This is a genomic window from Paenibacillus pinihumi DSM 23905 = JCM 16419 (genome assembly GCF_000422505.1).
GTDB classification, from domain to species: Bacteria; Bacillota; Bacilli; order Paenibacillales; family Paenibacillaceae; genus Paenibacillus_D; species Paenibacillus_D pinihumi.
Genome location: NZ_KE383867.1, coordinates 218,619 through 240,528 on the forward strand (window position 1 = coordinate 218,619; position 21,910 = coordinate 240,528).

Here is a 21,910-nt window from a genome sequence, read left to right on the forward strand (position 1 = left end):
ATGCTAAAAAAACCATCCATACCCCCATTTGGCGGGTCTATTAACTCCGAGAGGCCGTGCACGGCTGCCCAGAAAAAAATCGTGATTTTCACAAAAGTTCTTGAAGTCCGGTTGTATCCGGGCCAATTATTTTTCCTATATAAGTGACGGCACAAGCAACAACCAATGGAGGATTCATCAATCCCCCGCAGCCTGTCATAACTTATACCAGGGAGTGATGTTGATGAAAAAGGTAGTGTATGTTCCGCTCGATGACCGTCCTGTCAATCTCGATGATGTGATCACACAGGGAAGATCCGCAGGAATTCAAGTGATTACACCGGATGCTGCTGATATCCGCAATCGCCTGGATACCCAAAAGACGGTGTCCGGATCAGAGGTTGCAAGCACAAGCTCGCCCGTGTACGGAAAGCCGGCCAATATCGGACAGTTTATATTGGAGCGGGCCGGCGGGGCAGACGGGTTTATTATCTCGGTAGATATGTTGGCCTACGGCGGCCTGATCGGGAGCCGTCATTTGCGTACAGAGGATAGCGGGGCGTATCCCGGCTTTGATCCGCAAACGACACAATTGTTGGATATCATCCGCCAGATCAAGCAAGCCTGTCCCCATAAGCCGGTCTATGTCATGGACACGATTATGCGTCTGGCTACGACGGTTCACGTTGAGGGGCTTACAACGCCTGCTTATCAGGAGTCCCGAAATTTTATGCGGCGGCCGCGCAAGAGCTTTACTTCGTTTGAGGACATTTTGGAAGGTTACGATCTTAAGCCGGACGGCACGGCTTATGGGGACACGGTTCATTTTAATAAAGAGCATTTTTACAACACACGCCGCCATAAACTAAAAACGACCCATTATGTGCTGGAGTGTCTTGCCCGGGCAGGGTACATTGATTTTCTCGCCATTGGTGTAGACGATGCCTATATTGAGGGGGTTCAGGCGAATGAAATAGCCTGGGTAGAGGACCGCATTAATACCTGGCTTGGAGGCACAGATGGCGATAATCCGGAGAGGGCTGTTATTTTGCCTGATGCGGACGGACTTGGACATTCCCTGTTGGCCCGGATGGCGGCCCGGTTGTATCATGGCAATGCCAAGCCAAGGTACAGAGTGAGTTATTACGGTCCCCATGGTTCTACCATTGTGAATCCATATGAATATATGGATGTCCATCAAAATATCAAAAGCCATATTGATATCGTCGGCGGCAAGCTTGTTGTGAACGCCCCTTACGAGATTGATATTATAGCTGTAACTGCAGAGAATCAGGCTGCGCAGGCGGTAGCGCATGTAGAAGCAAACGGGGCATGTGGAGTGCCTTCTGTAGTCATTGATTTTACCAGCGGCGGTGTAGCCAATGAGACGGTTACCAGGGCATTGCTCGCCAGTCCTTTTACAGGAAGGCTTCTCGGGTATAGCGCATGGAATACAGCCGGGAACAAGATTGGACTCGCTGTGGGCATGGGGCAGGCCCGATATGCATTTTTGACAGCAGCCGTGCCGCCTTCTTCACTGAATGCTGCATTGAACGCACATGGATCGCTGTTGTTCAAGAGATTTCTCAAAGATTACTATTATAAAGCTGTGACTATCAGAGAGATCCGTTTAGAAGCGGCAAGCCGGACTCCATATACAAATGTGACAGCGGATTCGAATTTGCTCCTCTTCATTTCGGAGAGCGATTATGTTGTCTTGTCCGTATTGCTGGAGGAATACATGCAAATGTATACAGCAGAGCTTGCACAGACCAATGCCTTTATGCCGGATTGTTCGCCAGCAGCACGCAATATCCGCTGCATCCAAAATGGAGTATGGTCCCTTGCGCCATACAGAAGCGTGGTTCTCCCGTCATACACAACCCGCTTTACATGGGGTCGCGCTTTTGAAATTACACTGAATCCGTGCATAACGCTTTGCTAAGGTGAAATGGCCATTATTTTAACAACGGGTAACAGCGCCGCACGTATGGTATAATCAGGATAATATTAATGCTAAGTGTGGTGAATATGCAGATGATCAGGGCTTATCTGATCGATGATGAACCGCTTGCTCTTCTGTATCTGGAAAGCATGCTGAAGGATCTGGGTGGATTCGACATTGCCGGAACATGTACGAATCCTGTTGAGGCTGTCCGTGCTGTGCCCGAAGCAAGACCGGATGTTGTCTTCCTCGATATCGATATGCCCGAGCTGGACGGCCTGCAAGCCGCAGAGTTGATTCAGGAAAACTGGCCTGCAGCAGATATCGTATTCATTACCGCTTATAACCAGTATGCAGTAGAGGCTTTCGAGCTGAATGCGATGGATTATGTCCTCAAGCCGTTGCAGCGCAGCAGGCTGGAGAAGACGGCTGCCAAGCTTAAGAACAGGTTCAGGCTGAGGGTGGAACAGCTGATTCCTGCCGAAGCCCCGGTCATCCGCTGTCTGAACATGCTTCAGTATGAAAGGACGGAAGGTGCGCTTGAATCTTTCCGGTGGCGAACGCTTAAATCTGAGGAGTTGTTTTGCTTTCTGCTGCATAACCGGACGGGTGTGGTCAACAAAGAAACGCTGATTGACATGCTGTTTCCCGATACTGAATATAAGAAAGCGATGACTCATCTGTATACTATTATTTATCAGATACGCAAAATGCTTGAGGAACTAAATATTGATATAGCGATCGATAAAGTGGGAGCGCAGCGGGGGTATAAGCTGGATCTGAAGCAAGTACGAATTGACTCGGATCTATGGCAGGAGGAGATGCTTCAGCTCGGGAAAGTAAATCTGCATAACTACGAGAGGCATCAGAAGTTGATTGATAGTTACACCGGGGATTATTTCGGAGAGCAGGGTTACCTGTGGGCGGAAAGTGAACGGCACCGTCTTCGTTTGAACTGGCTGCATCATGCGCTGCAGCTTGCCTCCTTTTACGCTGGCAGCCAGATGCTGACGGCGGCTGTAGCGGTGTATCAGCGGATTGTTCAGCTTCACCCGTATTCAGAGGAGGGGCATTTGGGGCTGATCAAGACCTATGAACAAATTGGTGATAAGCTGACTGCAGAGGAGCAGCGCCGTGCCTATCAGATGATGATGGAAGAAGCATAAAAAGAATAGCCTCCGGCACCGGGTCACAGAAACGGTACCGGAGGCTATTTTATTTTGAATCATTAAAACGGGCAATGACCATATCGACAATCAGGTTAATCTGACCCTTATTGCAATAGGATCGTACCGGCAACCGGTCTGAAGCTATGGAAATCATGGGCGATTACCCGCGGCAGGGCCAGTTTTCTTATTGAAATGATGAAACACTTATGGTAGGATAAGGCTATTCAAAATGAATGGAGGGTTACGTGTGGCGAATTATTTCCGGTTAAGAAAGGCTTGCGTCTAATTGAAGCTTGCTATCTGGCTCTGCTTGTGCGGAGTAATCGGGATTGGTCTGCCTATTTACGTTAACCCATATTCAATTGATGTCAGAGATTAGCCGCTTCCTTATTGATGTATAGGGAAGCTGTTAGGTTTCACAGAGTCATTCTGCCTCTATGAGCGGCAGCGTGTATTCTGTGTTTGCAATTTGCTGATTTCAGGCTACTGGGACAGACAGGGATACCTTTTCGTTTACGAACAGCACAGGCGGGCAATACGTCTGTGTTTTTTTTGTATTTCATATCGAGAAGGAGCGTGTGTCAGAATGACGATTATGCACTCAAATGAACACCTTGCGGTGATGGAGGAAATGCTGGCTGCTGCGCGTAAGCATGGCTTGGAGTTGAACAAAGCCGGAATGGAAATTAATGAAACGGGGATGGATTTTCTTGTTGCTTTCGCGACAGATCATGAAGGAAGCCGTTGGGTGCTGAGGAAGCCTCGGCGTGAGGATGTATGGGAGAGAGCGGAGAATGAGCACAAGGTGCTCAAGCTGGTAAGCCGGTTGCTCCCGGTAAATGTTCCGGACTGGCGGATATTCTCGCCAGAGCTGATTGCTTATCCGCTGCTGGCGGGTCACCCGGTAGCGACTGTCGACCTTGCTGCAGGCGGTTATGCGTGGAAATATGAACAGCAGTCCTTGAAAGAACTGTTTTTTGATTCATTGGCAGGCGCTTTGGCTGCACTGCACGGCATCCAACATGAGGCAGCGGCGGAAGCGGGACTTCGTGTAAACAGCCCGGCGGAGGCGCGTGAGGGGTTTGCGCGGAATGTTACAGAGGTCCAAGAGCACTTTACGGTGCCTGCCAAGCTGCTTAAGCGCTGGGAGGCCTGGCTGGCTACCGATTCCTATTGGCCGGACTATTCCGTGCTGAACCATGGCGATCTTCATCCGCCCCATATTGTAGTGGATGAGAATCAGCGGGTATCCGGATTGCTGGATTGGACAGAATCAGAGGTGGGTGATCCGGGCAAGGATTTTGCTATTTACTTTGCATTGTTCGGTGATGAAGGGCTGCGGGATTTGCTGCAAAGATATGAGAAGGCAGGGGGCCGGGTATGGCCGCGTATGCCGGAACATATTGCGGAGCAGTGGGCAGCTTACCCGGCAGTGGTCGCCAAATTCGCGCTAACAACAGGGAAAGAAGCGGATTTGGAAATGGCCAAAGGAATGCTGGAGCAGTGGAGTGCTGACTGAGCCGCCTCTATTCACCAGATCGGGCCTTGGAGTCCGGTTGAAACTTTATTCCTTCAAAAGACGTAAAAGGAAGAGATATTATTTCTATTCTTGTATACATTTGGGGGAGCATGGAGAATGAAAAAGCTGATTGTAGGAGCGTTTGCATTATTTATCATTGTGTCAGTCGTAACAGTGCCCAAGAAAGCAGATTTTACAGATTGGCTGAAAAATGAGGTCAAACGCGAGGCCGACAATGCAATTGTCTCATGGGGAATTAATCTGCTGGGCGGGCTTGGCGATCAGGTAATTCAGAATATGACGGTCTGCGACAACTATGTAGTGGCCGTCCGCTGTACGGCAAAGCTGACAGAAAAAGATAAAATTACGGCGATCGGCATGTTTAACAGATTTTTCTCATCGGATTTCAAATAGTATAAAGAAAGCTTAAGCAGACGGACCTGACAGGAGAATGAAACGCTCCTTTCAGGTCTGTTTTTGTATGTCTAAAAAGCCGTTTACGACCATATGGAAACTTGTTCCTACTATTAAATAAGAATAAGCTTTCGGGATTATAATGAAAATAGAAAACAAGACAATATTTATGACTGATGAGGATAGATCTGCTTTCAATTGAGCGGAGATAAAGCAAGCGCTCTTAGAAGGGGGGGCGAGTACAGCCACAGGTCTGAGAAAGTGGTATTTTAATTCCTATAGGATTACTAAAAATTATATTGACAACATTCTGGACTCCATTTAATATTACAATATAATACCCAATTATCATAATATAATAATGTTAGAGGCTGTCCGAATTGTAGAAGTCTCATTCTTACATTTTGGAAGAATGAGACTTTTTTTGTATGGCTAGTATTGTAATCTGATGGCTGTTTCGTACAAATAGCGGAAAATATGAGGAGGTAATCTTATGCGTGAATTAACGAAAGAGGATGTTCTGGCAGCCGTTAAAGGCGGCTCTGTATTTGCCGCAGGGGGAGGCGGCTGGGTGGACCATGGATTGGAAATTGGTACCGCAGCGGTTACAGTAGGCAGACCGAAGCTGGTATCTGTGGACGAGCTGCCTGATGATGCCATCATTCTGACCTGTACGGCGATCGGTGCTCCAGCCGGAACAGACTGGCAGATGTTGGGCAAAGATTATATTAAAGCTGTTCAACTGGTTATTGAACGTTATGAGGGCAAGGTTGTTGGTGTGATGACACCGCAGAACGGCATGTCAAGCACGATCAACGGCTGGCTTCCCGCAGCAGCGCTTGGTCTTGTCGTTGTGGACGCCACTGGCGACATCCGTGCGCATCCAACAGGAAAAATGGGCTCACTTGGTCTGGCATCCCGTACGGACTTCGAGACGATTCAGGCTGTAGCAGGCGGCAAGCCGGAGCTTGGCACCTACATTGAGCTTGTAACGGCAGGCACTCCGGCCAAAACTTCCAACATTTTGCGGACGGCATCGGATATGGCAGGCGGTTTTATTGCAGCTGCACGTCATCCGCTCCCTGCAAAATATATCCGGGAGCATGCTGCTGTCGGCGGTATTTCGATTGCACTTGAATTGGGTCGCGCGATCATAGAAGCAGAGCCGCAAGGCGCTGAGCATGTAATGGAGACAATCTGCAAGAAAACAGGCGGAACTTTTATCGGCAAAGGAAAAGTGACGAAGAAAGACGTACATTACTCCGGTGCATTTGATATCGGAATTATCGAGGTAGGTACTGGCAAGAAGAAGCTGAAGCTTCATGTCATGAATGAGTATATGGCGGTCGACGACAGCAAGGGCACGCGACTCAGCACCTTCCCGGATGTAATCACGACCATCTCTCTGGAGACGGGTGAGCCTGTAAGTGTCGGTCATATAAGAGAGGGTCAGGAAATTGGCGTATTTGTTATCGATAAGTCTCTGATTCCGCTCAGCTCCAGTGTCAAAGACCCTTCTGTATATCCAGAGGTGGAGCAGGCGCTTGGAATTGAACTGTTAAAATATGCTCTGGACGGTGTTGAAAAAGCAAATGTCTGATCACGAACGAGCCGCCAGCGGAATTCCGTTAGCAGCAGCTGCGCTAATCCTGAACGGACAAGGGTTGTCTGTCCAGGAGATTTATGAGGTCGCTTGCGAATCGAGAAAAGTTACGATTGCCGAAGCAGCGTTTGCACGGGTGGGAGCATCCCGGCAGTTGATTTTTGAGCTGGCAGAGCAGAACATTCCGGTTTATGGCTTTAACCGCGGGGTTGGCTGGAACAAGGATAAGGTAATTGACAAGGCGTTTTTTGAGCGGTTCAACCGCAATATGATTTTGTCGCACAGTGCAGGTGTAGCGCCCTATGCCTCTGAAGCGGAGGTAAGGGCGGTCATGCTTGCCAGATTAAATACGCTGCTGCTCGGCTGCACGGGTGTCCAGCCTGCAATTGTTCAGCAGTATGCGGATTTTCTCAACCTGCATATTCATCCGCGTCTGCCGCTGAGAGGCTCGATCGGAGCAGCGGATATTACATTGCTCGCCCATATCGGCCTTGCTTTCATCGGTGAGGGAGAAGTGGAACTGGCGGGCAGGCCGATGCCGGCTTTGACAGCACTGGAGCAGGCAGGGCTGGCGCCGCTCGTTCTTGGTCCCAAGGATGGACTGGCAATTATCAGCTCAAATGCGCTATCCGCAGGAACTGCAGCGCTGGCACTCCATGAATGTACAGAGCTGCTGGAGCTTGCAGATATCATCTATACCCTTTCGTTGGAAGCGATTCGTGGCAATGTCAGCCCGCTCGATCCGGCAGTTCAGTTGAAGCGGCCTTATCCCGGCCAGTTGCAAAGCGCTGCCCGCATCCGGGCATTGTTGGAAGGAAGCGATCTGTGGACGGACTACAATGCACAATCCTTGCAGGATCCGCTCAGCTTCCGCAATGCTTCCCAAATTCACGGGGCTGCCGGAGATGCATTGCACTATGCCATAGAGCAGCTTGAAATCCAGCTTAACAGTTCGGATGACAATCCATGTGTATTGCTGGAGGAGCGCAGGATTGTATCTTGTGCCAACTTCGAAGCGCTGCCTTGGACATTGGCGTTCGAAATGCTGGGCAGCGCCCTGCATCATTTGTCCAAGAGCTCAAGCTATCGGACGCTCAAGCTGGGTACACCGGCGTTTACCGGACTTACCCGTTTCCTGACGGCGGATGAAAATTGTTCGATAGGCTATTGCACGCTGCAAAAGACGATTACTGCACTCGATACAGAAATTCGCCACCTGATCAACCCGGCTTCCTCCGACTACTTCTCCATTGCCGGAGATATTGAGGATCATGCTGCGAACTCTCCTTTTGTCGTTTCCAAAACAAGGGAGATTTTGGACAGGTTGCGCATTGTGCTTGGCATTGAGGCCATACACGCGGTGCAGGCGATCGATCTGCGCGGCGGCTTAAGGCTAGGGCGTGGTTCGCAGGCGGCCTATGCTGCGATTCGGACTGCTGTTCCCTTTCTGGCAGAGGACCGCAATTTGTCAGCAGATATTCAGCGTGCGTATGAATTGATGAAGAGCGGACAGGTGCTTGTCCAGGTTCGCACAGCGCTGCATGGCGGAGCTGCATCTTGTCCATAAATTCATTTAAGTTATGTACTGGCAGTGGTAGCTTGAACCCATTCGGAAAAACAGCCCGGCAAGGCTGTTCCATTAAGGAAGTGCGGAAATCATCATGTCAGAGCAGAAATCAGCGTTGCTGGTCCTTCTGGGTGTAGCCATGCTGTGGGGGTTCAGCTATGTCGTCAGCGCTTTTTTGCTGCATTCATTTTCACCGATTTTGTTATCCTTCTCCAAAATGTGTTTGACCTGGCTATTCATGCTCAGCGTGCTTGTCAAGACAGGCAAACAAAGATGGCCCACCCGGAAAGAATGGCTGATTATATTGCTGTCGTCCATATTCGGCACCTTGATTCAGCAGCCTTTATATTTTATTGGCCTTCAGTATTCGACAGCTGCGAATGCTTCATTAATTTATGCGGTGGCGCCGCTTGCCGCCATTATACTGGAGCGCATCTTCCTCAAGGTCCGATTGACCGGAATTAAGCTGCTGGGCGGTTTCTTGGGGTTCCTTGGCGTACTCGTCATCGTCAGCTCGGGTGGGGCTTCCTTCCGAATTTCGATGGGGGATTTGCTGCTTCTGGCGGCGATGCTGGGCATGACCATAAGCATGCTGTTTACTCCCTTGTTGGCGAAGAGCATGTCATCCGTATCGATATACTTCTATTCAGGACCCGTCGGGGTCCTCTTAATGGCGCCTTTAGCGGGGGGAGAAGCACTCACCGGACAGATCAAAGCAAGCGGGGACACCTTGGTCATCGTGCTATTGATTGTGCTGGGCATGACAACAGCACTGTCGGGTGTATGGTGGACGCAGGGAGTTGCGGTTGCCGGGCCTGGCAAGGCTGCAATGTTTATGAATATCCCGCCGTTTATCTCGTTAATAGCGGGTCATTTTATCCTGGGCGAGCCTATATATACAGCGCAGTTGCTTGGAGGGGTTCTCGTACTGGCGGGGGTATACATCACGAATTCCAGGCGTCGCGGCCAGGGGGTTCCGCCGGTTAGCGAGGAAAGCCTGATTAGTTGAATGATCGATAGAATAGATTTTGCATAAACCATAACATGAGAAGGCATCGGCTGTGCATTGCACGCCCGGCGCCTTCTTGTGTTATGGCTTTTTCCGGCTTGAGCCTGCTTGGGATTCTATGTTCTGTGATTGGGAAGTCTGGCATAAAAGTGAATATGTAAATAATTAACAAGGAGGAGCCCGGGAGATGATAAGAGCTTATGTATTTGATATATACGGCACATTAATTAATGAGGATACAATCGAAACAACCGCAGAGAAGCTGTACCCGGGACGGGGGAGGCTTCTTGGATCGATTTGGCGGGACAAACAGAACGAGTATACGTTCCTGAGACAAATAATGGGCCGTTACCGTCCCTTCCATCAAATTGCTCTCGATTCTCTTCATTTTGCGGCTAATGCCGCACATGTCATTCTAACGCCGGAGGCGGAAGCGTGGTTAATGGATGCCTACAATCATTTGCCCCCGTTTGACGATGCTGCTGTGCTCCTTCGCGAGCTTCAGCAAAATGGCAGGCGGACGGTAGCATTATCCAATGGCTCACCGGATCTGTTGTTTCCTTTGCTCCAGAATAGCGGGCTGGCAGCTTATTTTGATCTGGTCATCAGTGTGGATGAAATCAGGCAGTATAAACCTTCGCCTGCCGCTTACAGCCTGGCGCTGGATCATACCGGACTGAAACGGGAGGAAATGATGTTTGTTTCTGCTCACGGATGGGATGTCTCAGGTGCAGCAAGCTTCGGATTTCGTACTGCTTGGGTGAACCGGAGAGGGGAGCCGCAGGAGGAGCTGCAGCTTCCGCCAGATTTTGAGCTGAATAATTTGGCTGCGGTAGCTGAGACCTTGTAATGAACAGGCAGAGTTGAGGTGCGGGGCAATGAGGATATTTTCAGCCCGCCCAATAGAAAAGAGCGAAGCAACGGGGGGCTTTGCTCTTTTTGTATTTCAATTCTGTTGAAACGTTATCGGACGCAAGAAGAAGCAATGTTTAAAGGGTCGGATACTTAATCAATAGGGTACGAACATATATGGTATATTATTTTTTTGATGAATAGCCGGCATACTTGTTCGGGTTTAGGATTTGGAATCGGATCATTGATTTTTATTCTCATTTACTGTATCGTTGTAAGTCTTACGATTAATTTATAGAGGATCAATTGACATTCAGTTAATTGTATGATAAAACGTTTTCATTCTCCTCTAAAGCACAATTGTAAGTTTGCATACAGTTTTTATTTAAATTGTAAAAAAAACTTGGAATTATCGGAAGAGTACGTTATATTAGAGAAATAAGCTTTGAAGACGAAGTGATTATGTCAAGTTTTATGACACGAACATGTGATCGTGTGTTAAATTTTTATTAACAAAACAACAAGAAGTGAATGAAATAAAGGTAAAAAATATACAATATGCTACAAAAGGTTGTACATTTGTTTAAAAAAAGTTAAAATGTTCACAGAATTGAACGTTTTTTTGACGAAGTGCGCTGAAATAGTGGTCATTGCTAATATATAATGCAATAGTATCAAATTGTTCGATAATGATCATATATTGAAGTTACAATAGCTGACATGTGTTTCGGCAGGCTCCTTTGCGGAGTTTGCCGAAATGTCATGCATTTTAATGTATTCAATATACTATATTTAAAATTATGATTGATTTCGTCATTTTTTGAAATTAATTGTCGTTAAGGGTGATTAAATTTGAGTGAAGAACTGTTGAAAATTGAAAATCTTACAACATCATTTCGAATTGTTGACGATTATTATGCGGCCGTAGACAATGTATCACTTACAGTCAAGAAGAACGAAATATTGGCGATCGTAGGGGAGTCCGGATCTGGCAAGAGCGCGCTTGCTTTCTCTGTCATGGGCTTGCACACAAGAGCCAAAATGGAAGGGCATATTTACTACAAGGGTCAGGATATTGTGAACCTCCCTCCGTCCAAGCTGAATAAGCTTCGCGGCAAGGAGATGGGCATGATCTTCCAGGATCCTTTGTCTGCGTTAAACCCGCTTATGATAATCGGGGACCAGATCGAAGAGATATTGATCCTTCATAATTCCAAGCTGTCTCCCAAGGAAAGAAAGACAAAAGCGATCGATTTGCTTCAAAAAGTGGGTATTCCCCGTCCTGAACATACGTATACACAGTATCCCCATCAGCTTTCTGGAGGGATGCGTCAACGGGTTATTATTGCCATTGCGATTGCAAATGAGCCCAGCCTGCTGATTGCTGATGAACCGACGACAGCGCTTGATGTGACGATTCAATTGCAAATTTTGGATCTCCTCCGCAAGCTGAAAAATGATATTAATGCCGGCATTGTTCTCATTACACATGATCTTGGCGTCGTTGCTGAGATGGCGGATCGTGTTGCGGTCATGTATGCCGGGCAAATTGTCGAAATTGCGGACATCTACAGCCTGATTTCTAATGCCCAGCACCCGTATACAAGATCGCTGCTTAATTCGATTCCGGCGGGGAATGAAAAGCAGGACAAGCTTCATGTTATTCAGGGCATTGTGCCTTCACTGAAAAATCTCCCCCGCAAGGGCTGCCGGTTTAAAGCCAGAATTCCTTGGATTGATGAATCAGCACATGAAGAGAACCCGCAGATGCATGAGGTAGCACCAGGGCATTTCGTACGTTGCACCTGCTATAAGGGATTTCACTTCCCTGATCACAACTGAGGAGGATTAAGCTTATGGCACTTCTTGAAGTCAAAGATTTGAAAGTCTATTTTCCAATCCGCACCGGCCTCTTCAATAAACATACTGGTGATGTTAAGGCCGTGGATAACGTAAATTTATCAATAGAGCAAGGCATGACATATGGACTGGTAGGAGAGTCGGGCTCTGGTAAAACGACGACCGGACGCGCAATTATCGGGCTGAACCAGATTACCTCCGGCAATGTGATGTTCAACGGGATTGATTTGGCAAAGGGCGGCCGGCGCAGCCATTTGAATGTCCGCAGGGACATTCAAATGATTTTCCAGGACCCATACTCCTCGCTGAATCCAAAGAAGCGGGTATGGGATATTATTGCCGAGCCGCTGCGCAATTTTGAGAAGCTCTCGCCGCAGGAAGAGAAAAAGCGTGTGCTGGAGCTGCTGGAAAAAGTCAATCTGAGTCCGGAATCAATCTTCAAATATCCGCATGAATTTTCCGGCGGACAACGTCAACGGATCGGAATCGCCAGGGCGATTGCTTTGAAGCCGAAGCTGATCATTGCGGACGAGCCCGTCTCCGCGCTGGATGTATCCGTTCAGGCGCAGGTACTGAATTTTATGCGGGAAATTCAGAAGGAATTGAACCTTACTTATCTTTTCATCAGCCATGATCTCGGCATTATCAAGCATATGTGCGACCGGATCGGCATCATGTACAAGGGTCGCTATGTGGAAGAAGGCACAACGCAAGATATATTCAACGACCCGCAGCATATTTACACGAAGCGTCTGATTGCCGCAATTCCGGATATTGATCCGACACGCCGTGAGGAAAGGCTTAAATTCCGCGATTCGGTAAAGACGGAATATGAGCAGGCTTACAGAGATTATTTCGATGAAGAAGGCTTGGCCTATCCATTGAAATCCGTCTCTGCGACACATTCAGTGGCTTTGCCCGGGAGAGGTTGAATGATATGTGGAAGGTTATAGTACGAAGAGTTTTTGTCATGGTTCCCCAAGTTATTTTGCTGAGTGTTCTTGTGTTCCTGCTTGCAAAAGCGATGCCGGGGGACGCGCTCACCGGCATGATTGATCCGAGCATTGATCCGGCAGCGATTGAGGCACAGCGGGAGAAACTCGGCTTGAACAACCCATGGTATGTACAATACTGGGATTGGGTAACGAAAGCGGTCCAGGGCGATTTTGGCCAGTCGTTCCGCTTCAAGATGCCGGTATCGGATCTGATCGGCCAACGGCTGATGAATACCGTATGGCTGTCCCTGGCAACGCTGCTGCTCACGTATATGATTGCAATTCCGCTGGGTATCATTAGCGGACGCTACAACGACACGTGGAAGGACCGTCTGATTACGGGATATACGTACTTCGGATTTGCAGCGCCACTGTTTATTTTCGGGTTGCTGATGCTGTGGATTTTTGGTTTTACGCTGAAATGGTTCCCGACAGGCGGAAGCGTCGAGCCGGGTCTTGCTGCAGGCAGCTTCGCCTATCTGGCAAGCAAGTTTTATCATTTGATGCTTCCGGCAATGTCCATGGCCTTGATCGCAACGGTCACAACGGTTCAATACTTGCGAAGCGAAATTATTGATACGAAGCAAAGAGAATTTATTTTGACTGCAAGAGCGAAGGGTGCTTCTGAATCCCGTGTGTACAACCGTCACATTTTGCGCAACTCGCTATTGCCCATTGCCGCTTTATCCGGTTATGAAATCACGGGACTAATTGGGGGCTCGATCTTTATTGAGAGCATTTTCAGTTACCCGGGGATGGGCCAGCTGTTTATCAGCTCGATTATGATTCGTGATTTCAGTGTCGTGACAGCCTTGGTTCTGCTGTACGGAATTGCTTCTATTCTGGGAGCTTTGCTATCTGACATTATATTAAGTATTGTTGATCCGCGCATTCGGATTCAATAAGAACTCCAAAACGCTGAGGTGAAGGAAATGGGTAAGGCGAATGCGAATAATGTGACGCCTCAGCCGCAGAAATTTGAGAAGAGTCCGTCAGGACTCTCCATTCTGTGGCGGGAAATTATAAAAGATAAATTGGCGCTCATATCTTTAATATTCATCGGCCTGATTGTTGTTGCCGTATACGGAATCTCTCTGGTGCTGGACCAGAAACAAATCGTTACCGTCGATTTGTTCTCCTTGTATCAGAAGCCGTCCGCCCAATTTTGGCTGGGTACGGACTATGGCGGCCGTGATGTGTTCGGGCAGTTGATCATTGGAACAAGAAACTCCTTGAGCATCGGTATTATTGTGACACTGATGACCGGATTCATTGGTGTTTTGCTGGGTCTGATTTCCGGTTATTATGGCGGCACAATAGACAATATATTAATGAGGGTTCTGGATTTCTTCATGATTCTGCCTGCGATTATGGTTATTATTGCTTTTGTTACCGCTGTGCCGAATTACAGTATTGTGTCATTCTCACTCATTATGACGGCTTTCCTGTGGATGGGCATTGCAAGGATGATCCGTTCCAAGGCGCTGCAGGAGAGAGAATTGGAATATGTTCAAGCTTCCAAAACTTTGGGGTCTTCCGACTTCAAAATTATGTTTACCCAGGTGCTTCCGAACCTGAGCTCGATCATTATCGTTGCGATGACGCTGAACCTGGCCGCGAATATCGGTCTGGAATCCGGCTTGTCCTTCCTCGGCTTTGGTTTCCCTGAGAGCACGCCAAGTCTGGGGACACTCGTCAGCTATGCAAGAAATCCGCAGACGCTGGAATTCAGATGGTGGATCTGGTTACCTGCATCAATACTGATTCTGGTATTGATGTTGAGTATAAATAATGTCGGTCAAGCGTTAAAACGCGCGACGGATGCAAGGCAAAGAAAAGGATAAAAGGGAGGAAAAGTAATTGAAAAAGTCTTTTTTGTCGGTTTTAACCCTGATGTTGGCTTTGATTGTAGTGCTGGCCGCGTGCAGCTCTGACAAAGGCAACAATACACCTTCCCCTGGTGGCAACACCGGAGGCGAAACTGGCAAGCCTGCTGAAGATGGCTTGTACAACATCAAAGATTTCAGCAATGTAAAAACCAATGAGGGTGAACCAATCAAGGGCGGTTCCATCACTTATGGTCTTGTTTCGGATACACCGTTTGAAGGAATTCTGAACTTCAACTTCTATGGCGCGAACCCGGATGCCAACGTGCTGCAATGGTTTGATGAGCCGCTGCTCACTTGGGATGCCAACTACGTCTACACCAATGACGGTGCGGCAACTTATGAGGTTTCCGAGGATGGACGTACCTTTACGTTTACAATCCGTGACAATGTCAACTGGCAGGATGGCAAGCCGGTAACGGCTGAAGACTGGGAATTCGCTTATGAGGTAATCGGCCACAAAGACTATAACGGTCCTCGTTATGGCCAGAACTTCACAAATGTTGAAGGCATGGCAGAGTACCATGACGGCAAAGCGAAAAAAATCTCCGGTATTAAAGTACTTAGCGAGAAACAACTGCAAATTACATTTATCAAATCCAATCCTTCCCTGCTGACAGGCGGAGTCTGGAATTACCCGCTGGCGAAACATATTTTCGGTGGTATGGAAATCTCCAAGATGTCTTCCTCCAAAGAAGTCCGCGAGAAGCCGATCGGCTTTGGACCGTTCAAATTGGAAAGCATCGTGCCAGGGGAGTCCGTTGTATTTGTGAAAAACCCGGACTACTGGCGCGGCGAGCCTAACCTGGACAAGGTTACGCTGAAAGTCGTAAACCCGACAACAATTGTTCAACAGCTTGAGACTGGCGCAGTCGATCTGGTAAGTGAGTTCCCGATCGAGCAGTTCCCGGACAACGCAAAAATGTCCAACGTGGAATACCTGGGCAATATTGACCGTGCATACTCTTATGTGGGCTTCAAGCTCGGTACATGGGATAAGGAAAAGAACACTGTAAAACCGAATCCGGATGCGAAAATGGCAGATGTAAACCTGCGTAAAGCAATGGCTATGGCCGTTGATAATGACCAGGTCGGCAAACGCTTCTACCATGGTCTGCGCTGGAATGCGACAACATTGATTCCACCTTCCCATCCTGAGTTCCACGATTCTTCCAACCCGGGATTGGTATATAATCCTGAAGAAGCAAACCGCATTCTGGATGAAGCCGGCTACAAGAAGAACGGTGAATTCCGTACGAATCCGGACGGAAGTGATTTAGTAATCAACTTTATTTCTATGACGGGTTCAGACATTGCTGAGCCGCTTTCCCGTTACTATGTTCAATCCTGGGCAGCCATCGGCTTGAATGTTAATCTGGAAATGATTGAATTTAATACGTTCTATGATCGTGTCGGCAGCAAAGGCGAAGACGATCCTAAAGTAGATGTCTACCAAGCTGCTTGGGGTGTAGGTATTGACGTGAATCCGCAAAACCTGTATGGACGCGAAGCATTGTTCAACTTCTCCAGATTTGCAAGCGAGAAGAATGATGAACTGCTGGAAAAAGGGATGTCTGCAGAAGCATTCGATGTAAATGTACGTAAAGAAGTTTACAATGAATGGCAAAAGCTGATGACGGAAGAAGTTCCTGTATTCCCGACTCTGTACCGTGCGGTAGTAGTTCCAGTCAACAAACGGGTTCTGAACTACGCAATCGGTGACGGAACAAAAGTTTATCTGAACGAATTGGCTGTCAACCAAGACAAGCCGGTTGTAGCAACAAAATAATCCGTATGATCAAGACAGCTTCGGTGTAATACCGGAGCTGTCTTTTATAATTAGTAGTCGGGTTGGCCGGGTCGATTCATGTTTGCACCAGTTCTTTCAGGTAGGATGGCAGGGATAAACTGTCTGGGAAGTTATAATCAAATAATTCCAATAGGATTAATAAAATAATCATTGACAACGAATTGCGATCATTATAATATTGCAATACAATATTTCATTATCATCATATAATAATTTATAAAGGGACTGACCTGACAACAGGAGGTCTCATTCTTCTTGCTGCTGCATGAAGAATGAGACCTTTTTTATTACCTATTTATTGACTAATTCAATAGGTTTAATAATAGTTTGTGTCGGTTCCGCCCGATGCTTTACGGCTGCAAAATATATAGCGAACATCTGAGAGGAGCAATGATTGATGCGTGCAATGATGAGAGTTTTGCTAATAACGGGTTTGGCGGTGGTGACAGCCATTACCGCAGCAGGATGAAGTCTGGTCTCCGGCAGCGGAGGAAGTTCTACCGTTACGATTGCGACCTACAGAATCGGACATTTTGGCCGATATGATTAAACTTCTTATTGAGGAGCAGATTCCGGTCATCCGTGACGGGGCATTGACGGAGCATCCGGAGCTGGAAGCAGTCATCAATAAGCTGGCCGGTAAAATTACCGATGAGGAAATGCAAAAGCTCAATGGCGAGGTGGACCAGAAGCAGCGGACATCTATTGAGGTAGCCAAAGAATGGTTGAAGGCTGAAGGACTTATTAAATAAGGGGCAGGAGGACTGGACAATGAGTAGCAGACAAAGGCAGATGGCACTTGGCGCGATGATGTATTTCCCGGCAGGAGAACATATCTCCAGTTGGCGGCATCCCGAGGCGGATGCACATGGCATTATGGACTTCAATTATTACAAGCAGATTGTGCAGACCGCAGAGCGGGGCAAGTTCGATATGTTTTTTTATGCGGACGAGCTATATGTCTGGGATCGTTTTGAGTCAGGCATCAGCCAGGCCAACAGCATTCGCCCGGAGCCGTTTACGCTGCTCTCTGCACTATCAGTTGTCACCGAGCGGATCGGGCTGGCGGCGACCATTTCTACGACCTATAACGAGCCCTATCATATTGCCCGCAAGCTGGCAACACTCGATCACCTCAGCAACGGCCGGGCAGGATGGAATATTGTAACGTCCCAGACCGATGAGGAGGCCCGCAATTTCAACCGGGAGAAGCATTTGGCACATGAAAACCGTTATGGACGCGCCGGGGAATTCGTAGAAGTTACCCAAGGCCTATGGGATAGCTGGGAGGACGATGCCCTTGTATTGGATAAAGCTTCCGGCACATTTGCGGACAAGGACAAGCTGCATAACCTGAATCATAAGAGCGGGGAGTTTGCAGTGCGGGGGCCGCTTAATGTGTCCCGTCCCCCACAAGGTTATCCGGTGCTCATTCAAGCCGGGGCGTCTGATGCGGGAAGGGAACTGGCCGCTGCTACAGCAGAGGTCGTATTTGCTCCAGGGACAGCCTTTGGGCCGCTTGACTCCTTTGAGGAGGGTAAAAGGCTGTACGATGATATCAAAGCCCGGATGTCGAAATACGGCAGACACCCGGATGAGCTGAAAATACTGCCCGGTTTCCTTCCGATTATCGGACGGACAGAGGAGGAAGCAGCGGAGCGGCTGGCGATTGTCGAGGACCTGACACCGGAGCAACTGGGGCTGGATCTTTTATCCCACTATCTAGGCAAAGATATCTCTGGTTATCCGTTGGATGAGCCGCTGCCATTCCAACCCGCACTGGAAGGTTTTAATCAGAGCAAATCCAGTCTGGAACGGATTATCAGACTACTGGAGGAAGAGCCGCTTACGATTCGCCAATTGTACAAGCGGGTTAACTCGCGCGGAATTGCAGGCACACCTCAGCAAATTGCCGACGTGCTGGAACAATGGTTTCTTGGCGGGGCAGCGGATGGCTTCAATATTATGTTCCCGCACTTGCCGGGAGGTCTGGACGATTTTGTTGATCTGGTTGTGCCGGAGCTGCAAAAACGGGGGCTGTTCCGTACTGAGTATACAGGCAGCACCTTGCGAAGCCATCTGGGCTTGGCGCGCCCGGTCAATCGTTATACTAAGGTACAAGCCAAAGCATAAACAAATTGTGAAAGCTGGCAGGACGGATGCAGTATTAGTAATTACCGTCATGCCGGCTTTTTGCCGACTTTTTTTGACCGCACCAAATTTTGAAATCTCCGCTCAAGACTTGTTGTGTTGAAGGGTCATCCTGGCCCGGCAGGATTAGCAGGCTGAAGGACAAGATCGAAGGATATTGACAAGGAATATTATGTGATGTACTGTATATATACATATAAACACTATAACACCTTGATAGTATGAGGAGGGACTTATCATGGTTGAATATTTAAGAGAATGGACCTATCTGGCCGTTTTTATTCTAGCTGCGCTGCCTTGGCTTGAATCCGCTGTTGTTGTGACTCTAGGCATAGCATTCGGATTAAATCCGGTTGCAGTGAGCATCGCCGCTTTCCTGGGCAACTGGCTTGTCATGCTGTTGGTCATCTTTGCCTTTGACAGATTCCAGCAATGGCGCGCGAGAAGACGCGGGGGAAGGGGAGAGACCAAGAAAGAGGGCAGATCCCGCGAGCTTGCGCATCGTATTTTTGTGAAGTACGGACTTCCAGGCCTTGCTATTATCGGACCACTATTGATCGGCACGGAGATTGCTGCAGCGTTTGCGATGATATTCAAGGCTCCCCGGGGAGCTGTGACGTTCTGGTTGACTTTAGGTTTGCTCGTCACAACTGTTCTAGCGGCGGTAGCGGCCTATTACGGGTTTGATGCTCTTGGAATTACTTCAGGTAGAGCGGCATGAAGGTGAATCATTTACGTTATGCGTTCATAATGGCTTGGAATGAACTCAAACCAAGATTATATTCACTGCTGCTGACGGTACTGTTCGCGATCATGCTCGGTTATGTTTGCGGCGGGGCGGTAGCAGCAGCCATTGAGGGCAGAATGCTGGCCAAGGATCTCTACAACACGTTTTACACCGATCTGTTACTGCTTGCCATGCCGGCGACATTGGGAGCACTTTCCTTCTCCAAAGAATATCTGAGCTGGAGTACGCTTACAGATGACCCGTTTTTGAAAAGATTGAGTTTTTACCGCATGTGGGCAATTCCGGTTAAAGTCATTTCCTGGAGCCGCATGATTCATATGCTGATTTGCTTTACGGCTACAATGACGGGTTTTATGATTATGTTTATTCAGACCAGTTGGCCGGTTTTTTCAGAATTTGTGAGTTTATGGGGTTATATAACCTATCTGTTAATGCTGGTGGGCTATGCGCTTGCAATCAACGGAATACATCCGTTGTTTGAGTTTGGTACGAAGGGGATAACACTGGTTATCGTCTCGGCTGGCACTATCGTGCTGCTGATCGGAGTCGCCTTCCTGCTTCAGCATGTACTCGGCAAGCCCGTCTATGTGGCCATGATGGAGCTTGTACAGCATAATCTGTTCTGGCCTGCTGCTCTGGCACTTATTGCAGGATTTGCGGGCGTATGGATATTCCAGTGGTCCTTGACGAAAAGGCTGCTCAAGCGGGATCTCTCATAGAAAGGGGGTGGCGGGGATTCAACTACCGATCCAAATCTCCGAGCATAGCCGGGAGCCGATCTATCATCAGATCGAGCAGCAGTTGATCTCTTTTATTGTGAGCGGTCATCTGAAACCAGGAATGCCGCTGCCTTCCATACGAGCCCTAGCGAGCGATTTATCCTGCAGTGTAATTACGGTCAATCGGGCATATCAAAATTTGGAGCAGCGCAAATTTATTGAAACGGTTCAGGGTAAAGGAACATTTGTAGCCAATATTCAAGCCGAAGAGAAGCAGCATGTTGCGGATGAAAGCCTGCATCAGGCTTTTCGGGCTGCTGTAGAGATGAGTCTGCGGCTGCAAAATGATGAGGCCAGGACAAGAGAGACTTTTGAAAAGGTGCTCGCGGAAATCTTGAAGGAAAGGGGAATAAACAGGTGATGAACAGCGGGATTCCATTACATATCAAGCAACTGGTAAAGAAGCAGAATGGTATCCAGCTGGGGCCGGTCGATCTGCAGCTGGAGCCTAACATGACCTATGCCCTTCTGGGAGCAAACGGCTCAGGCAAGAGTGCGTTATTAAAATGCTGTATGAATCTGATGAAGCCGTCCGCAGGCACAATTGAAATTTACGGGAAAAGCTATTGGCAGGGTGAGACAGGAATCAGGCAACTGATTGCGTTCTCTCCTGATCCGTTAGAAGGTTGTGAGCTTTTTACACTTCGCCAAATGGGAGAAATGATTGCTCCGTGGCATCCCGCTTGGGAGCATCCTGATTTCCTGAAGCGTGCGGAGCAATTCAAAATTCCACTAGATAAACGTTACGAAAGTATGTCGCCCGGAGAGAGAAAGAAGGTGGCTCTGACGCTGGCGCTAAGCACACAGGCACCGATGCTGTTATTGGATGAGCCTGCGAATGGCCTTGATATAGAGAGCCGCAACCGTCTCAAGCAGATGTTAGTCGCGGATTCGGAACGGATAGAGCGTACAGTATTAATGACGACCCATTCTGTTGAGGATATCCGTCAGTTCGCCGACCAGATTTTACTGCTCAAGGACGGAATAATAGAAGGGCCTTTCGATAAGGATGCGCTTGTGGAATCCTGGCGGAGGGTATGGCTCTCCATTGATAAACTGCCTGATCTTTCTAAAATTCCTGGAGTTCTGGAGTATAGTGGCAGCCCTTATCCGCATTTTGTTACCCGGGATTGGCAGTCCGCGATGAATTATCTGACTAAAGCCCAGATTGACATTATCCGTGATCAGCCCTTGTCGCTGGATGAATTAGTGGAACGGCTTCTGAATGAATAGTTTGAATGACGGATAGGGGAATTCCTATGAATAAAGCATCCGGTAAAGATGCTGTGGTTATCGGGTTAATTGGAGTGTGACAGGCTGCTGCTGGCGGCCTGTTTTTTTACGCAAAACGAAACTCTTGTTTGTCAAAAAACGGCAAAGCTGTTGCGCTTGTCATCATTTATGCCTTGAATGGTTTAGAGCTGTTTTTTACCTATCTTTACTCACGCAGCCATATTTATAATGGGGCGTAAGGTGTGTATTAATAATGAACCTGCACAGCATTTTTGGAGAAAGACCGAATTGGCGACTCAAAGATCTGAAAGAAATGATAATCAAGGAATAGGTTTCAGATATTTCCATCCTATAGTATAATTGGTGTGGAGGTGAAAACTGATGATATATA

At 48.1% G+C, this 21,910-nt stretch carries 19 protein-coding genes; all 19 read left to right on the plus strand.

The features are described from left to right. The first annotated feature begins 223 nt into the window (after window positions 1-223). The 19 genes from H583_RS0126995 (at window position 224) to H583_RS0127085 (ending at window position 21,519) form a co-directional block, all read left to right on the plus strand. Entirely contained in the window at window positions 224-1,924 is a 1,701-nt protein-coding gene (locus H583_RS0126995; RefSeq protein WP_028563207.1) for a DUF4127 family protein, read from the plus strand. A 68-nt stretch (window positions 1,925-1,992) separates the two neighbouring features. Then, window positions 1,993-3,090, plus strand: coding sequence for a response regulator (locus H583_RS34465; protein ID WP_051237078.1), 1,098 nt, complete (start codon window positions 1,993-1,995; stop codon window positions 3,088-3,090). A 589-nt stretch (window positions 3,091-3,679) separates the two neighbouring features. Continuing rightward, complete coding sequence (locus tag H583_RS0127005; RefSeq protein ID WP_028563208.1) at window positions 3,680-4,612, plus strand: macrolide 2'-phosphotransferase; 933 nt, start codon at window positions 3,680-3,682, stop codon at window positions 4,610-4,612. Window positions 4,613-4,729: 117 nt separating this feature from the next. After that, complete coding sequence (locus tag H583_RS0127010) at window positions 4,730-5,026, plus strand: hypothetical protein (RefSeq protein ID WP_028563209.1); 297 nt, start codon at window positions 4,730-4,732, stop codon at window positions 5,024-5,026. A gap of 493 nt (window positions 5,027-5,519) precedes the next feature. Next, the gene (locus H583_RS0127015) at window positions 5,520-6,626 is read left to right on the plus strand and encodes a thiohydantoin desulfurase (RefSeq protein ID WP_028563210.1); all 1,107 of its coding nucleotides are present in this window, start codon (window positions 5,520-5,522) and stop codon (window positions 6,624-6,626) included. Then, window positions 6,619-8,196 carry an HAL/PAL/TAL family ammonia-lyase gene (locus H583_RS34470; protein ID WP_051237127.1) on the plus strand — a complete coding sequence of 526 codons (1,578 nt, stop codon included), beginning with the start codon at window positions 6,619-6,621 and terminating at the stop codon, window positions 8,194-8,196. Before H583_RS0127015 ends, H583_RS34470 begins: the two co-directional genes overlap by 8 nt. Window positions 8,197-8,290: 94 nt before the next feature. Continuing rightward, complete coding sequence (locus H583_RS0127025) at window positions 8,291-9,205, plus strand: DMT family transporter (protein ID WP_028563211.1); 915 nt, start codon at window positions 8,291-8,293, stop codon at window positions 9,203-9,205. 187 nt (window positions 9,206-9,392) lie between these two features. Next, window positions 9,393-10,055, plus strand: a complete 663-nt coding sequence (locus tag H583_RS0127030) for a haloacid dehalogenase type II (RefSeq protein ID WP_028563212.1) — start codon at window positions 9,393-9,395, stop codon at window positions 10,053-10,055. Between the two features lie 854 nt (window positions 10,056-10,909). Further along, window positions 10,910-11,899 carry an ABC transporter ATP-binding protein gene (locus H583_RS0127035; protein ID WP_028563213.1) on the plus strand — a complete coding sequence of 330 codons (990 nt, stop codon included), beginning with the start codon at window positions 10,910-10,912 and terminating at the stop codon, window positions 11,897-11,899. A gap of 14 nt (window positions 11,900-11,913) precedes the next feature. Next, complete coding sequence (locus H583_RS0127040) at window positions 11,914-12,849, plus strand: ABC transporter ATP-binding protein (protein WP_028563214.1); 936 nt, start codon at window positions 11,914-11,916, stop codon at window positions 12,847-12,849. A 5-nt stretch (window positions 12,850-12,854) separates the two neighbouring features. Continuing rightward, window positions 12,855-13,817, plus strand: a complete 963-nt coding sequence (opp4B, locus tag H583_RS0127045) for an oligopeptide ABC transporter permease (RefSeq protein ID WP_028563215.1) — start codon at window positions 12,855-12,857, stop codon at window positions 13,815-13,817. A 27-nt stretch (window positions 13,818-13,844) separates the two neighbouring features. After that, window positions 13,845-14,756, plus strand: a complete 912-nt coding sequence (locus H583_RS0127050; RefSeq protein ID WP_051237080.1) for an ABC transporter permease — start codon at window positions 13,845-13,847, stop codon at window positions 14,754-14,756. 49 nt (window positions 14,757-14,805) lie between these two features. Continuing rightward, entirely contained in the window at window positions 14,806-16,587 is a 1,782-nt protein-coding gene (locus H583_RS0127055) for an oligopeptide ABC transporter substrate-binding protein (protein ID WP_211228363.1), read from the plus strand. 530 nt (window positions 16,588-17,117) lie between these two features. Further along, the gene (locus H583_RS0127060) at window positions 17,118-17,360 is read left to right on the plus strand and encodes a glycine betaine ABC transporter substrate-binding protein (protein WP_028563218.1); all 243 of its coding nucleotides are present in this window, start codon (window positions 17,118-17,120) and stop codon (window positions 17,358-17,360) included. A gap of 19 nt (window positions 17,361-17,379) precedes the next feature. After that, the gene (locus H583_RS0127065) at window positions 17,380-18,741 is read left to right on the plus strand and encodes an LLM class flavin-dependent oxidoreductase (protein ID WP_028563219.1); all 1,362 of its coding nucleotides are present in this window, start codon (window positions 17,380-17,382) and stop codon (window positions 18,739-18,741) included. Window positions 18,742-18,997: 256 nt separating this feature from the next. Continuing rightward, the gene (locus tag H583_RS0127070; RefSeq protein WP_028563220.1) at window positions 18,998-19,480 is read left to right on the plus strand and encodes a small multi-drug export protein; all 483 of its coding nucleotides are present in this window, start codon (window positions 18,998-19,000) and stop codon (window positions 19,478-19,480) included. Between the two features lie 2 nt (window positions 19,481-19,482). Beyond that, window positions 19,483-20,226 (plus strand): hypothetical protein, encoded by a 744-nt coding sequence (locus tag H583_RS0127075; protein WP_154666009.1) that lies wholly within the window; start codon window positions 19,483-19,485, stop codon window positions 20,224-20,226. Window positions 20,227-20,233: 7 nt separating this feature from the next. Then, window positions 20,234-20,647, plus strand: coding sequence for a GntR family transcriptional regulator (locus tag H583_RS0127080; RefSeq protein WP_245586008.1), 414 nt, complete (start codon window positions 20,234-20,236; stop codon window positions 20,645-20,647). Next, window positions 20,647-21,519 carry an ATP-binding cassette domain-containing protein gene (locus tag H583_RS0127085; RefSeq protein WP_028563223.1) on the plus strand — a complete coding sequence of 291 codons (873 nt, stop codon included), beginning with the start codon at window positions 20,647-20,649 and terminating at the stop codon, window positions 21,517-21,519. Before H583_RS0127080 ends, H583_RS0127085 begins: the two co-directional genes overlap by 1 nt. Window positions 21,520-21,910 lie beyond the last annotated feature (391 nt).